The organism is Chitinimonas viridis, from assembly GCF_030409555.1.
GTDB lineage: Bacteria > Pseudomonadota > Gammaproteobacteria > Burkholderiales > Chitinimonadaceae > Chitinimonas > Chitinimonas viridis.
Genome location: NZ_JAUFPU010000004.1, coordinates 387739 through 402026, shown reverse-complemented (window position 1 = coordinate 402026; position 14288 = coordinate 387739). Strand labels below are relative to the sequence as shown.

Annotated in this window: 16 protein-coding genes; 11 read left to right on the top strand and 5 right to left on the bottom strand. The window is 61.9% G+C overall.

Annotated elements, in window-relative coordinates; translation table 11 throughout:
* The first annotated feature begins 5 nt into the window (after positions 1 to 5).
* The 10 genes from QWZ03_RS06030 to QWZ03_RS05985 all read left to right on the top strand — a co-directional run bounded on the left by QWZ03_RS06030 (position 6) and on the right by QWZ03_RS05985 (position 7457).
* The gene (locus QWZ03_RS06030; protein WP_284198108.1) at positions 6 to 302 is read left to right on the top strand and encodes a CBU_0592 family membrane protein; all 297 of its coding nucleotides are present in this window, start codon (positions 6 to 8) and stop codon (positions 300 to 302) included.
* Positions 303 to 341: 39 nt separating this feature from the next.
* The gene (locus QWZ03_RS06025) at positions 342 to 1568 is read left to right on the top strand and encodes an NAD(P)/FAD-dependent oxidoreductase (protein ID WP_290331894.1); all 1227 of its coding nucleotides are present in this window, start codon (positions 342 to 344) and stop codon (positions 1566 to 1568) included.
* Positions 1556 to 2137 carry a DUF3261 domain-containing protein gene (locus QWZ03_RS06020; RefSeq protein ID WP_290331893.1) on the top strand — a complete coding sequence of 194 codons (582 nt, stop codon included), beginning with the start codon at positions 1556 to 1558 and terminating at the stop codon, positions 2135 to 2137. Before QWZ03_RS06025 ends, QWZ03_RS06020 begins: the two co-directional genes overlap by 13 nt.
* The gene (locus tag QWZ03_RS06015; RefSeq protein ID WP_290331892.1) at positions 2134 to 3324 is read left to right on the top strand and encodes a beta-ketoacyl-ACP synthase; all 1191 of its coding nucleotides are present in this window, start codon (positions 2134 to 2136) and stop codon (positions 3322 to 3324) included. Before QWZ03_RS06020 ends, QWZ03_RS06015 begins: the two co-directional genes overlap by 4 nt.
* On the top strand, positions 3321 to 3785 hold the full coding sequence (locus QWZ03_RS06010) for a hotdog family protein (protein ID WP_290331891.1): 465 nt from the start codon (positions 3321 to 3323) through the stop codon (positions 3783 to 3785). The genes QWZ03_RS06015 and QWZ03_RS06010 overlap by 4 nt, the downstream gene beginning before the upstream one ends.
* A 29-nt stretch (positions 3786 to 3814) precedes the next feature.
* Positions 3815 to 4543 (top strand): 3-ketoacyl-ACP reductase FabG2, encoded by a 729-nt coding sequence (locus QWZ03_RS06005; protein ID WP_308447528.1) that lies wholly within the window; start codon positions 3815 to 3817, stop codon positions 4541 to 4543.
* On the top strand, positions 4540 to 5769 hold the full coding sequence (locus tag QWZ03_RS06000) for a beta-ketoacyl-ACP synthase (RefSeq protein WP_290331890.1): 1230 nt from the start codon (positions 4540 to 4542) through the stop codon (positions 5767 to 5769). The genes QWZ03_RS06005 and QWZ03_RS06000 overlap by 4 nt, the downstream gene beginning before the upstream one ends.
* Positions 5770 to 5846: 77 nt before the next feature.
* Entirely contained in the window at positions 5847 to 6284 is a 438-nt protein-coding gene (locus QWZ03_RS05995) for a hypothetical protein (RefSeq protein WP_290331889.1), read from the top strand.
* 43 nt (positions 6285 to 6327) lie between these two features.
* A complete protein-coding gene (locus QWZ03_RS05990; protein ID WP_290331888.1) occupies positions 6328 to 6765 on the top strand; it encodes an excinuclease ATPase subunit in 438 nt (145 codons plus the stop codon).
* Positions 6766 to 6845: 80 nt separating this feature from the next.
* Complete coding sequence (locus QWZ03_RS05985; protein WP_290331887.1) at positions 6846 to 7457, top strand: 4'-phosphopantetheinyl transferase family protein; 612 nt, start codon at positions 6846 to 6848, stop codon at positions 7455 to 7457.
* Positions 7458 to 7530: 73 nt separating this feature from the next.
* On the opposite strand, the gene QWZ03_RS05980 is transcribed toward QWZ03_RS05985, so the two are convergent.
* Positions 7531 to 8322 carry a substrate-binding periplasmic protein gene (locus tag QWZ03_RS05980; RefSeq protein ID WP_290331886.1) on the bottom strand — a complete coding sequence of 264 codons (792 nt, stop codon included), beginning with the start codon at positions 8320 to 8322 and terminating at the stop codon, positions 7531 to 7533.
* 280 nt (positions 8323 to 8602) lie between these two features.
* Positions 8603 to 9385, bottom strand: a complete 783-nt coding sequence (gene fabI, locus QWZ03_RS05975; protein ID WP_284198118.1) for an enoyl-ACP reductase FabI — start codon at positions 9383 to 9385, stop codon at positions 8603 to 8605.
* A 230-nt stretch (positions 9386 to 9615) separates the two neighbouring features.
* On the opposite strand from fabI, the gene QWZ03_RS05970 reads away from it, so the two are divergent.
* Positions 9616 to 10419 (top strand): oxygen-binding di-iron domain-containing protein, encoded by an 804-nt coding sequence (locus QWZ03_RS05970; RefSeq protein ID WP_290331884.1) that lies wholly within the window; start codon positions 9616 to 9618, stop codon positions 10417 to 10419.
* Between the two features lie 144 nt (positions 10420 to 10563).
* Here the strand turns inward: QWZ03_RS05970 and QWZ03_RS05965 are convergent, their stop codons facing one another.
* From QWZ03_RS05965 to QWZ03_RS05955, 3 genes are all read right to left on the bottom strand, one after another.
* Positions 10564 to 12348, bottom strand: coding sequence for an acyl-CoA dehydrogenase C-terminal domain-containing protein (locus tag QWZ03_RS05965; RefSeq protein WP_290331883.1), 1785 nt, complete (start codon positions 12346 to 12348; stop codon positions 10564 to 10566).
* 83 nt (positions 12349 to 12431) lie between these two features.
* On the bottom strand, positions 12432 to 13367 hold the full coding sequence (locus tag QWZ03_RS05960; RefSeq protein WP_290331882.1) for an electron transfer flavoprotein subunit alpha/FixB family protein: 936 nt from the start codon (positions 13365 to 13367) through the stop codon (positions 12432 to 12434).
* Positions 13368 to 14117, bottom strand: a complete 750-nt coding sequence (locus tag QWZ03_RS05955) for an electron transfer flavoprotein subunit beta/FixA family protein (RefSeq protein WP_284198122.1) — start codon at positions 14115 to 14117, stop codon at positions 13368 to 13370. It lies immediately after the preceding gene.
* Between the last annotated feature and the right edge of the window lie 171 nt (positions 14118 to 14288).

Genomic DNA, 14288 nt, shown 5'->3' with positions numbered 1-14288 from the left:
TAAACATGACGACAAACAGCCTGGCCCTTGCCCCGGTGGCGACCCTCAACCAGTTCATCCTGCGCCATATCGAGAAGATCGAGATGGTAGGGGTGCTGATGCGCATTTTCAGCTTCAGCCTGGTGAGCTGGATGGGGGCGGCCAGTCCCTTCATGTTCGTCTGGATATTCAACACCATCGATGCCGTGATGCTGGCCTGGTGTTCCAGCCTGCGGCGTGACCGGGCTTATACCGTGCTCAATACCTTCTGGATCCTGGTCGGCGTGGTGGGCATCCTCCGCGCCGGGCAGATCATCCATTAATTCGCTGCGGCCACTGCGCCAGCAACAAGGAATAAGACCATGCGTCATGAACAAACAGAAATCCTGATCATTGGTGCCGGCCCATCGGGTTCGGTGGCGGCCGGGCTGTTGCGGCAGCAAGGGCGGCAGGTGCTGGTGATCGAGAAGGAACAGTTTCCCCGTTTCTCCATTGGCGAGAGCCTGCTGCCGCAATCGATGGAATACATCGAAGCCGCCGGCTTTCTGCAGGATGTGGTCGAGGCTGGGTTTCAGTACAAGAACGGTGCGGCTTTCCAGCGTGGCGAGAAGCAGACCCAGTTTGATTTCCGTGACAAGTTCTCCAAGGGCTGGGGTACCACCTACCAGGTGCAGCGGGCCGACTTCGACCACGTGCTGGCCAAGGCGGCCGAAAAGGCCGGTGCCGAGGTGCGCTATCGGCATCAGGTAGTGACGGTGAATGTGGACGGCGAACGTCCGCAGGTGACGGTTTTGTCGCCGGAAGGCGAGACCTACCAGGTCAGCGCCCGATTCCTGCTGGATGCCAGCGGTTTTGGCCGCATCCTGCCGCGCCTGCTGGATCTGGAAACCCCCTCGGCTTTCCCCTTGCGTGGTGCCTACTTCACCCATGTGCAGGACAATATCCCCAGCGGCAGTTTCGACCGCAACAAGATACTGATCTCGGTGCATCCTGAGCATGTCGATGTCTGGTTCTGGACCATCCCCTTCTCCAACGGCCGTTGCTCGCAGGGCGTGGTGGCACGCACCGAATTCCTCGAGCGTTATAGCGGCACCGAGACAGAGCGCCTGCAGGCCATCATTGCCGAAACGCCTACCTTGGCGAGTCTGCTCAAGGACGCGGTCTGGGATACCCCGGCGCGCAAGCTGACCGGCTATGCCGCCAACGTCAAATCGCTGTGGGGCCCCGGCTACGCGCTGTTGGGCAATGCGGGCGAGTTCCTCGATCCGGTGTTTTCCAGCGGCGTCACCATTGCCGTCAAATCGGCCAGCCTGGCTACGGCCGCCATTGCCCGTGAATTTGCCGGCGAGAAGGTGGACTGGCAGGCGGACTATGCCGATCCCCTGAAGGGCGGGGTGGATGCCTTCCGCGCCTTTGTGGAGAGCTGGTATGCCGGCGGCTTCCAGGATGTGATCTTTCACCAGGACCAATCGCCCGAAATACGTCGCATGATTGCCGCCATCCTGGCCGGCTATGCCTGGGACAAGCAGAACCCCTACGTGGCTGAACCACGCCGCCTGAAGACGCTGGAGCAGCTGTGCGCCGTCTGATAGCCACAGCCGCCTTGCTGCTGGCGGCTTGCGCCAGCACGCCAGAGCCGCGCTCGGCCATGCCGGCCCTGCGCCTGGCGCCAGCGGCGTTTGGCAGCAGCGTCAGCCTGGCACAGCGTTTGACGCTGGAACGGGTGGAAAACCGTTTGCCCGGCAAGCGCGAGGAAACACCACGCGTGCTGGAGGCCCTGCTGGAAATAGACCCAAGCACAGTACAGCTGGCCGGTATCGCGCTGGGCCAGCGTGTGCTGACCCTGAGCTGGGACGGGCAGGATCTGCAGCAGAACCGCCATCCCAAGCTGCCGGCCGAGGTCGACGGTGGCCGTGTACTGCGGGATGTGCAGCTGGCTTACTGGCCGGCCGAATCGATACGCCAGGCGCTGCCGGCAGGTTGGGTGCTGCTGGATGATCAAGGCCTGCGGCAATTACAGCAGGATGGTGTGACTGCCCTGAGCGTGCGCTATAGCGCGAACCCGCGCTGGGCGGGGGATGCCGTGCTGGAGAACCAGCGCGAAGGCTACCGGCTGCAGATTGAATCACGTTTACAAAGCACGGAACCCGCGCCATGACGAGCCCGGTCTATCTCAATGAACTGGGCGTCGTGTGCGCCCTGGGCGATGGCCCAGCTGCCGTCAGGGCAGCCCTGTTTGCGACCACGCCCGGTGGCGTGGCTGAAAACGCCAGCCTGATGCCCGGCCGCGCCCTGCATCTGGGCGCCGTACAAACCCCCGTGGCAGACGTGGCCGGGTTGCCCAGCGTCCACCGTAGCCGCAACAACGCCCTGCTGCTGACGGCACTGGCACAGATACGGCCGCAGGTAGATGCAGCCATAGCCCAGTATGGCCCGGAGCGGGTAGCGGTCGTGCTGGGCACCAGCACCTCGGGCATAGGTGAAGCCGAGTTGGCCATCGATCACCACCGGCAGCATGGCCAGTTGCCGCCTGCCTTTCATATCGGACAGCAGGAGATGGGTTCGTCGGCCATGATGCTATGCCAGTTGCTGGGCCTGGGCGGGCCCTCGCTGGTGATCTCTACGGCCTGCTCATCCAGCGCCAAGGCCCTGGCCAGTGCTGCCAGGCTGCTGCAGATGGGTTCTTGCGACGCGGTGATCGTCGGTGGCGTGGACATGCTGTGTTCCTTCACTGTGGCCGGCTTCTCGGCCCTGGAGTCGGTCAGCGCACCGCGCTGCAATCCCATGAGTGCCAATCGCTGCGGTATCAATATCGGCGAGGCGGCGGCCTTGTTCCTGATGAGCCGCGCCGAGGGGCCTGTGCGGCTGGCGGGTTGGGGCGAATCGTCCGATGCCCACCATATTTCAGCGCCGGAGCCCAGTGGCCGTGGCGCCATGGCCGCCATGCGCGCTGCCCTGCAACGTGCCGGCCTGCAGCCGGCCGATATCGGCTATGTCAACCTGCACGGCACGGCTACGCCGCAGAACGACGCCATGGAAAGCCTGGCCGTGCGTGAGTTGTTTGGCGCGCATACGCCTACCAGCTCGACCAAGCCTTTGACCGGCCACACCCTGGGGGCGGCAGGTGCACTGGAAGCCGCCCTGTGCTGGCTGACCTTGCATGACAATCCTGACGGCCTGCTGCCGCCGCATTGGTGGGATGGCGTGGCAGATGCCGCGCTGCCGACGCTGGCGCTGGTGCGGCCGGGCCAGGCCCTGGGCAGGCCGCTGGACTACGCCCTGAGCAATTCCTTTGCCTTTGGTGGCAGCAATGCCAGCGTGGTGCTGGCACGGAGCGGCGCATGACGCAGATCGACTACCCGATTTCGGCCATCGTGCCGCATGCCGGCCCCATGAGCCTGCTCGATCGTGCGCTGACGGGTGATGCGGAATCCCTGGTGGCCGAGGTGGACATCCGGGCCGACGGCCTGTTCTTTGATGGCTATGGCGTAGCCGGCTGGGTGGGCATCGAGTTCATGGCACAAGCTGTGGCGGCCTGGGCCGGTTGGCAGGCCAGGCTGGCTGGTGGCGAGCCCAAGGTGGGGTTTCTGCTGGGCAGCCGCCGCTACGACTGCCAGGTATCGCATTTCTTGCCAGGGCAGACCCTGCGGGTAAGCGCCAGGCGGGCCTTCCAGGCCGACAATGGATTGGGGCAGTTCGACTGCCGGATAGAGATAGGCGATCAGTTGGTTGCCAGCGCGGCACTTACCGTATTCGAGCCCAAGAATGCCGAGGCATTCCTGGCGGGCCAGGCGGATGGTAGCTGAGCGATAGCATGAATGAGGTAGCAGGAATGATGGACAAGACCATATTGGTCACGGGTTCCAGCCGTGGCATAGGCAAGGCGATCGCCTTGCGACTGGCCCGCGATGGCTATGATCTGGCGCTGCATTGCCGCAGCCGGGTGGAAGAGGCAGATGCTGTGGCGGCCGAGATCGTCGCGCTGGGGCGCACTGCACGGGTGCTGCAGTTTGATGTGGCCGACCGTGCCCGCGCGGCCGAGGTGCTGCTGGCCGATGTGGAAGCGCACGGCTGCTACTACGGCGTGGTCTGCAATGCCGGCATCGCCCGCGACAATGCCTTCCCGGCCATGCCGGCCGAGGATTGGGATGCCGTGATCCATACCAACCTGGACAGCTTTTACAATGTGCTGCACCCGCTGACTATGCCGCTGGTACGCCGGCGCAAGCCTGGCCGTATCGTGACGCTGTCGTCGGTGTCGGGCCTGATGGGGAATCGCGGGCAGGTGAACTACAGTGCGGCCAAGGCCGGCATCATCGGCGCCACCAAGGCGCTGGCGGTGGAGCTGGCCAGCCGCGCCATCACGGTCAACTGCGTAGCGCCTGGCCTGATCGATACCGAGATGGTCGAGGCCGAAGTGCTGGACGAGGCCTTGAAGATGATACCGGCCAAGCGCATGGGTAAGCCGGAGGAAGTGGCGGCGACCGTGAGTTTCTTGATGAGTGAGGATGCTGCGTACATTACGCGGCAAGTGATTTCAGTTAATGGGGGGTTGATGGGATGAAACGCGTAGTGGTGACTGGCATAGGCGCGATCAGCCCGCTTGGGCATGACTGGCCCACCGTACTGGCGCGGCTGCAGGCAGGCCGGAATGCGGTACAGGTGATGCATGAATGGGCGGAGTACGACGGCCTGCATACCCAGGTGGGTGTACCGGTGCCGGATTTTGTACTGCCCCCCGAGACCTACAACCGCAAGAACACCCGCAGCATGGGCCGGGTAGCGCAGATGGCCACGCGTGCCAGTGAAAAGGCATTGATCGATGCCGGCCTGCTGGGCGATCCGCTGGTCAAGAGCGGCCGCATGGGCATCTCCTACGGCTCGTCTTCGGGCACGCCTGCCAATATGGGCGACTTTGGCCGCATGATCGTCGAGAAGACCGTCGATGGCGTCAGCGCCACCACCTATATCCGCATGATGGCGCATACCGCCGCCGTGAATATCGGTGTGTTCTTCGGCATCACCGGCCGCATCGTCACCACCTCCAGCGCCTGTACCTCGGGCAGCCAGGGCATAGGCTACGCCTACGAGATGATACAGTCGGGCAAGCAGGTCGCCATGCTGGCCGGTGGCGCCGAGGAGCTGGATGCCACCGAAGCTGCGGTGTTCGACACCTTGTTCGCCACCAGCGTCAAGCATAATGACAGCCCCAACCTGACACCACGCCCCTTTGATGCCAACCGGGATGGCCTGGTGCTGGGCGAAGGCGCCTGTACCTTCGTGCTGGAGGAGCTGGAGCATGCCAAGGCACGTGGCGCCAAGATATACGCCGAGATCATCGGCTACGGCACCAATAGCGATGGCCGCCATGTGACCCACCCCAATGCCGAGACCATGGCAGTGGCCATGCAACTGGCCCTGGACGACGCCCGGCTGTCGCCATCCGACATCGCCTATGTCAACGCCCACGGCACCGCTACCGATCAGGGGGATGTGGCCGAGACCCAGGCTACCCACAGCGTGTTTGGTGAGCGCATGCCCATCAGCTCGCTCAAGAGCTATATGGGCCACACCCTGGGCGCCTGCGGCGCGCTGGAAGCCTGGATGAGCATACAGATGATGCACAGCGGCTGGTTTGCCCCCACCCTGAATCTGGAAACGGTAGACCCGCGCTGCGGTGCGTTGGACTACATCACGGGCGATGGCCGGAAGATAGAAACCGATATCGTGATGAGCAATAACTTTGCGTTTGGCGGGATTAATACGTCTTTGGTGTTCAAGCGTTTCTGATCGTTATTGCGGTTGAGTTTGTTGGGCCTGACTCAGAAAGAATCAGCCCTGTTCTTGTTTATTGAAACTAGGAATTGATGATGAAGCACTCCTTGATTGCAGTTAGCCTGACGCTGGCACTCTCCTCTCACTTTGCTGTAGCCGCTCCTGTTGTCTTCAAAGAGCCGACTGCTGTCGTTTTGACTCGTGCTGATGGCCAGCCACAATCAAAGGCCATGGTGCGTTCGGCTATCGTTGCAGGTGCTTCCTCGCTGGGTTGGCAGGTCATTGCAGAGACGCCCGAGAAGCTGACGCTCAAGTACAGCAAGGGCGGCAAGATCGAGTTGACGCTAGACACCAGCTACGATGAGAAGGGTTATCAGTTCAAATATGTCAGCAGCCTTAACTTGGACTATGGCATGCGTAATGGGGAGATGACCATACATCGTACATATGAACGTTGGGTGATCAATCTGCAAAAGCATATACTCATGGCCCAGATGGTTACCCCGGCACAACCGGTGGCAGCTAACTGATCCTGTAGATACTTATCTGACCGAACCGAGGGGAAAACAATCCATGAAGAAGTTGATCGCCTGTAGCCTGTTGGCTTTTGCTCTGGCACCTGCCGCGCAAGCGCGCGACACAGTATTGCATATACCGCTGGCTGATGTGATTGCCATGCCTGAGGCTCAGGGCAAGCTGGATGGTTCGGTCAAGTTCTTCCTGAATGGTCAGAAGACCCCCAAGGTTTTGCAGAAGCTGGATACAGACTCCTCCAATCAGAAAACCAATGGTGTCGGCAAGAGCGATGAATTTGGCTGCAAGTGGGCTGCCTTGTCGGCGCTGGTGGCTTTTCAGAATTCGGCCAAGCAGCGTGGTGCCAATGCGGTAGTCGATCTGGTCAGCTACTACAAGAAGAACGAAACCAAGAACGACACGACGATAGAGTGCCATGCTGGCAGTTTCGTGATTGGTGTAGCGCTTAAGGGCAATTACGCCAAGATAGCCAACTAATAGTTCGACCCATGCTACATCTGGAGCTTGCCCCCTGTGATCGGCTATTAGTCGAACTGCAGGCGGCAGGCTCTTTTGCTTTGAGCGGATCGGAGCAGGCGCGGCTTGATGCGATCAGCGCGCCCAGGCGGCGGGCGCAGTTTCTGGCGGGGCATTACCTGGCGCGCAGGTTACTGAGCCAAGCGTATGGTGGGCAGCCCGCTGATTGGCAGATAGATAGCCAAGCAGGAGAGGCACCCAGCGTGGTCGGTCATGCGGGTATTTCCATCAGCCTGTCGCACAGTGCTGACTGGTTGTTGTGCGCAGTGGCAGATAGGCCCGTAGGGGTCGATTTGGAGCTGGCCAAGCCGGGACGGGATATCGCGGGCATGGCGGCCATGGTCTGCCACCCCGTTGAGCAGGCGGCTCTGGCAGGCTTGGCGCCAGCAGCTGCGCTGGCGCAGTTTACCGAGTACTGGACGCTGAAGGAGGCCTGGCTCAAGTGCCATGGGCTGGGGTTGGATTACGCCCTGATGCGGCGCTTGCTGGCCGCGCCAAGGCCGGTGGGCGGTAATGCCGCCAGCTGGCATAGACCTGATCTGGGCCTGCATGTGGCCTTGGTCTGTGCAGGTGGCGTTGGCATGGATGGCCTGCATGTGGCAGGACTGGACGAAGGCCTGGTGGCACGAAGCTGGCTGTTGAGCGAGGGCTGAGGTCAGGGCTAGCCATAAGCGTGTCCTACCGCATCCACTCATCCCGACGTTGATCCATCGGCTAGGCTCCCGTTCAGTCGCTGGTGTAGCCCTTCATGTATTTGAGCGTCAGGCGCTCCATCTCGGTCTGCCGTAGCTCTGCCAGCGTTTTCCAGATGCTCAGCGTCAGCTCAGGGTATCGAGCCTGGAAGCGATGGCTGATCTGCAGGTAGTAATCCTTGACCACGATAGGTGGTGTGACCTTGACGATGCGCTGGAAGCTGGGGTCTTTCTTCAGCGTATAGTCGCCGACCTCGGTTAGTTGGGCAAAGCCGTCGATACGGCCGGCCAGCAGCATCCTGAAGGCATTCTCCGATTTATCTACCTCGCTGACGGCGACCCCCATCTTCCTCAGGTCGTCGACGATGGCGTAGCCACGCATGGCGGCGATGTCCTGTTTGAGCTGGCTGAAGCGGCTACCGTCCCAGGAAACCGCCGCATCCTTGAGCTTGTAGAGGCTGTAGGACTTGGTATCGAGCCGGTAGCTGCGGTCATCCTTACCATCCTTCATGGGATAAACGCCGATCTTCAGCCTCTCCTGCTTGAAGCTGCTGGCAAAGATACCGTCGGCGGCACCGCTTTCCAATTCTGCCAGGCAACGCAGCCAGGGTTTGCGGGTAAAGCTGATGCGGAGATTGGGGATCCGCTTTTCGATCAGCTTGACCAGCTCTACCGAGATGCCCGGATCGTTCGGGACTAGTTCTGAGGCACCGGTGTGATCGGGGGTGTCCTTGTCCTCGTAGGCCACCCGGAACTCCACGACTTCAGCCTGCGCCAGGGTGGCACAGAGCAGCAGGGGCAGGGCGAATCGGATAGGGGCCAGCATGCTGTGTGCTCCCGATTGTTACCTGCAGATACGGGCAGGACTGCCGTACTGGTTGTACGCGTTAGGCGCCTTGCCGAACGCTGTGTTTTGACTGTGGTGACGGTTGAATGGCTGTTTGACCACCTGCATGCAATATATATTACCGAGGCAAGAGAGGGGGGGCGCCATGGTGCAGGGTGATATCTCAACCCCGCTTGCCAGATCGTCTAAGCCATTGCATCTGTACCAACAACAACGCCCGGACCAGCCGGGCGTTGTTGCGATGCTACGGCGATCGATCTTACTCGCCCATGCCTGCGGCTACCGTGCTGTAGCCGGCGTCCACGTGCATGATCTCGCCGGTTACGGCCGAGGACAGGTCAGACAACAGGAAGGCAGCAACGTTGCCGACTTCCTCTATGGTGACATTGCGCTTCAGTGGTGCGGATTCTTCCACGTGGTGCAGTATCTTGGAGAAGCCGGCGATACCGGCAGCGGCCAGGGTTTTGATGGGGCCGGCCGAAATGCCGTTGACGCGTATGCCCTGGGCGCCGAGTGCCGACGCCATATAGCGTACGTTGGCTTCCAGGCTGGCTTTGGCCAGACCCATGACGTTGTAGTTCACCACGGCCCGTTCGGCCCCCAGGTAGCTCAGGGTCAGCAGGGCGGCATTGTCGGCCAGTTGCGGACGCAGGGCCTTGGCCAGGGCGGCGAAGCTGTAGCTGCTGATATCGTGGGCGATCTGGAAGGCCTCGCGGCTGACGGAATCCAGATAGTCACCAGACAGGGCTTCGCGCGGCGCGAAACCGATGGAATGCACCACGCCATCTACCTTGTCCCAGACCTTGCCCAGGTCGGCGGCCATGGCGGCGATTTCCTCATCCGAGCTGACGTCGCAGCGCAGTACGATATCGCTGCCCAGCTCGCTGGCCATTTCGACCACGCGATCCTTGAGCTTGTCATTCACATAGGTAAATGCCAGGGTGGCGCCTTCGCGCTTGCAGGCCTTGGCGATGCCGTAGGCGATGGAACGGTTGGACAGCAGGCCGGTGATCAGTATCTTCTTGTCGGCAAGAAAACCCATCTTGTCTCTTCCTTCACTTGGGGAAGCGGCGATTGTAGCCTTGCCTTGCCCTTGGGCCAACGTCGATCCACCGGTCAAACGCTTGATCTGTGAGCTGTTGGCTGGGCAGACTGGCATAGGTGATAGCTATGGCGTAGGGCGGCGGCAGATCGCGCGTTATCTTGCGCTGTATCAAAATGGGGATGGGCCAGGATGGATAGCCTGCGCGCTTTGTCTTTAAAGGGCCAGGCATGGCGATTTCACTGTACGACGATGGTAGCCACCGCTGCCTGATGTTTGCCGATCTGGTGGACGATGATGATGACCACGCCGTCCAGGCCAATCAGTTTCTGCTGGTGTCGGGGCGTGAAGGCGCCTTGATCGACCCGGCCGGCAATATGACCTACAACGCCCTCATCATGGCCATGGCGAGCTATTTTCCGGCGCGTGAGCTCAAGTACATTCTGGCCTCGCACGCCGATCCGGACATTGTGGCCTCACTGAACAAATGGCTGATCAGCACCCAGTGCACCCTGGTGGTATCCAAGCTCTGGTCGCGCTTCGTGCCGCATTTCTGTACCGCCGGGAATGCGGCTGGGCGCATTCTGGGAGTACCGGACGAGGGGGGCTGGTTCAAGCTGGGGGCGAGCCGGGTTGCCGCCGTACCCGCCCATTTTCTGCATGCCGAGGGTAATTTCCACTTCTACGATCCCCGCTCGCGCATCCTGTTCTCGGGCGATATGGGGGCGTCCATGGTGGCGCACGAGTTGGTGGCAGAGCCTGTCAGCACAGTAGCGGAATTCACCCGGCTCATACCCAGCATGGAAGGCTTCCATCGTCGCTATATGGTGGCGAACAAGGTCTGCCGGCTCTGGGCGGACATGGTCAGGCCCATGGTGGAGCGCGGTGAGATCCTGATGATGGTGCCCCAGCATGGTCGCTACATGGTGGGTAAATCGGTGCTGCTGGCATTTCTGGACTGGATCAGTGCGCTCAGCTGCGGCATAGACCGGTTCGACTCCGGCCACTACCGCATGCCGGCTGAGCTGGCCTGAAACAGCCATTGCAGGTGGCGGGGGCGCCGTGCTGCAGCAGCAGAGGCGGGAGTTAGTGATGCCGTAATGGCAAGCACCCGGGTTTCCCCGGGTGCTTACGCTTTACCTACCGTGATGCTGGTGCTAGCAGCCTTGCATAGCCCCTCAAAACGCCTCTTCCGGCAGTGCCAGCACGGTATCGGCGCCGTGCAATATGGCCGCCGAAAGACCGCTCACCTGGGGTAGCAGGTGCGCGGCAAAGAAGCGGGCGGTGATCAGCTTGGCTTCAAGGAACGCGCTGTCCGCATCGCCGTCAGCCAGCTTCTGCTTGGCCACCAGTGCGGCGCGGCCCAGTTGCCAGCCGCCCAGTACGATACCCATGAGCTTGAGGAAGGGCACCGAGCCGGCGGCAACGGCCTTGGGCTGTGCTTCAAACTGGCCCACCACGAAATCGGTGCTGGCACGGGCGTGGACCAGGGCGGCATCCAGCGCATCGCCTATCTCGGCCAGGCCCTGGGTCTTCAGCTGTGCTGCCACGGCCTCTACTTCGGCCAGCAGGGCGCGGGCGGTGCGGCCTTGCTCGCTGGCTGTCTTGCGGCCCACCAGGTCCATGGCCTGGATGCCGGTCGTACCTTCATAGATGGCGGTGATACGGGCATCGCGCAAATGCTGGGCAGCGCCGGTTTCCTCGATAAAGCCCATGCCACCGTGGATTTGTACGCCCAGCGAGGTGATTTCGTTGACCTGCTCGGTGTTCCAACCCTTGACGATGGGGATGAGGAAGTTCACCACGGCCTGCCATTTCTGCTTCTCGGCGGCATCGGGGTGGCGTGCGGCGCGGTCGAGTGCGGCGCCGGCGTAGTAGGTCAGGGCGCGCTGGGCTTCGATCTGGCTCTTCATGGTCATCAGCATGCGGCGGATATCGGCATGCTTGATGATGGCGGCCGGCGCAGGGTTGTCCGACCCCAGCTCGCGACTCTGCACGCGATCCTTGGCGTAGGCTACCGCCTGCTGATAGGCCCGCTCGGCTATGGCCATACCCTCGATGCCCACACCCAGGCGTGCCTGGTTCATCATGGTGAACATATAGCCCAGGCCACGGTGGGCTTCGCCCACCAGGTAGCCTATGGCGCCGCCCTTGTCGCCGTAGCTCATCACGCAGGTAGGCGAGGCATGGATGCCCAGCTTGTGCTCCAGCGAGACGCAGCTGACATCGTTGCGCTCACCCAGCGAGCCATCGGCATTGACCAGATACTTGGGCACCACGAACAGCGAGATGCCCTTCACGCCTGCGGGGGCGTCGGGCAGGCGGGCTAGTACCAGGTGGACGATGTTCTCCACCATATCGTGCTCGCCCCAGGTGATGAAGATCTTCTGGCCGCTGATCTTGTAGGTGCCATCACCGACCGGCACGGCCTTGGCACGGACCTGGGCCAAGTCCGAGCCGGCTTGCGGTTCGGTCAGGTTCATGGTGCCGGTCCATTCGCCCGATGCCATCTTGGGCAGGTAGGTCGCCTTGAGCTCGTCCGAGGCGTGGTGTTCCAGCGCTTCAAAGGCGCCCAGGGTCAGCAGCGGGCAGAGGCTGAAGGCGACATTGGCGGCACACCACATTTCCTCGGTGGCCATGGCGATCAGGGCAGGCATGCCCTGGCCGCCGAACTCGGTGGGCGTGCGCAGGCTGACCCACCCGTTTTCAGAGAATTGCTGGTAGGCAGACTTGAAGCCAGGCGCGGTGGTGACGATGCCGTCGCTGAGCTTGTTGCCGTGCTGGTCGCCGACCTTGTTCAGCGGCGCGATCACGTTCTCGGCCAGCTTGGCGGCTTCTTCCAGGATGGCATCGGCCAGTTCGGGATTGACGTCCTCATAGCCGGGCAGGGCGCCGACCTCATTGAGGCCAGCCAGTTCGTTCAGCACAAAGCGGATGTCGGTAACGGGTGCACGATAGCTCATGGTTATCTCCAATTCGAGCGCTTGCTTGATTCGTGGGGCTGAAAAAACGGCCACCGTGGTGACCGTTTTAGTTCATACGATGCTTACTTGTTGAGTTCTGCGATCAGTTCCGGCACTGCCGTGAACAGATCGGCCACCAGGCCGTAGTCTGCCACCTGGAAGATGGGGGCTTCCTCATCCTTGTTGATGGCGACGATGACCTTGGAGTCCTTCATGCCGGCCAGATGCTGGATGGCACCAGAGATACCCACTGCCAGGTAGAGCTGCGGCGCGACGATCTTGCCGGTTTGGCCGACCTGGTAGTCGTTGGGGGCGTAGCCCGCATCGACAGCGGCACGGCTGGCGCCGATGGCGGCACCCAGCTTGTCGGCCAGGGGCTCCAGCACGCTATGGAACTGCTCGCTGGAGGCCAGGGCACGGCCGCCGGAGACGATGATCTTGGCGGCGCCCAGTTCGGGGCGGCTGGACTTGGTCAACTCTTGACTAACGAAGCTGGATTTGCCTGCGTCGCTGCCAGCGCTGATGTTCTCCACTGCTGCGCTGCCACCAGTGGCGGCGGCATCGAATGCGGTGGTGCGGACGGTCATCAGCTTGATGGCATCGCTGGACTGCACGGTGGCGATCACGTTGCCGGCATAGATGGGACGCACGAAGGTGTCGGCCGATTCGACGGCGATCACATCGGAAATCTGCGCCACATCCAGCAGGGCGGCCACGCGCGGCAGCAGGTTCTTGCCGTGGGTGGTGGCGGGTGCCAGCACATGGCTGTAGCCACGGGCCAGTTCCACTACCACGGGGGTGACGTTCTCGGCCAGCTGGTGGCCCAGGTGGGTGGCATCGGCCAGCAGCACCTTGGCTACGCCAGCGATCTGGGCAGCAGCCTGGGCGGCGGCGGCGGCGTTATGGCCTGCAACCAGCACGTGGATGTCGCCACCGATCTTCTGTGCAGCGGTAACGGTATTGAGGGTAGCGGCCTTGAGCGAGCCGTTGTCGTGTTCGGCAATGACGAGGATAGACATTTAGATCACCTTCGCTTCGTTCTTCAGCTTGGCTACCAGCTCGGCAACCGAAGCCACCTTGATGCCGGCCTTGCGCACGGGCGGCTCGGCAACCTTGAGGGTCTTGAGGCGGGGCGCAGCGTCCACGCCGAGTTCTGCTGGCGTGGTCTTGTCCAGCGGCTTCTTCTTGGCGGCCATGATGTTGGGCAGCTTGACGTAGCGCGGCTCGTTCAGGCGCAGGTCGGTGGTCACGATGGCGGGCAGCGACAGCGATACGGTTTCGAGACCGCCGTCGATTTCGCGGGTGACATTGACCTTGTCGCCTGCCAGCTCCACCTTGGAGGCGAAGGTGCCTTGTGGCGCATTCATCAGTGCAGCCAGCATCTGGCCAGTCTGGTTGGCATCGTCGTCGATGGCCTGCTTGCCCAGTATCACCAGCTGCGGTTGTTCCTTGTCGGCCAGAGCCTTGAGCAGCTTGGCGACGGCCAGGGGCTGCAGCTCGGTATCGGTCTCGACATGGATGGCGCGATCAGCACCCATTGCCAGGGCGGTGCGCAGGGTTTCTTCACACTGCTTGACGCCCAGCGAGGCCACGACGATCTCGCTGGCCTTGCCGGCTTCCTTCAGGCGCACGGCTTCTTCGACGGCGATTTCGTCGAAGGGGTTCATGGACATCTTGACGTTGGCAACATCGACATCGCTGCCATCGGTCTTGCAACGGACTTTGACGTTGTAATCAACAACGCGCTTCACTGCGACCAGGATTTTCACACTGCCTCCGCTGGAGATCGGATTAGGAATTCGTGTACACGCGACGTCCAGATGACGTCAACGTAAGAGGGCCTGAAGCATAGCACCAGCGAGGGATATCGTCACCGCACCATGATGCCGGGCGCTTGCCGCCCAGGTGGTTCAGGGCGGGCAAATGTGCGGGGTGCCGTG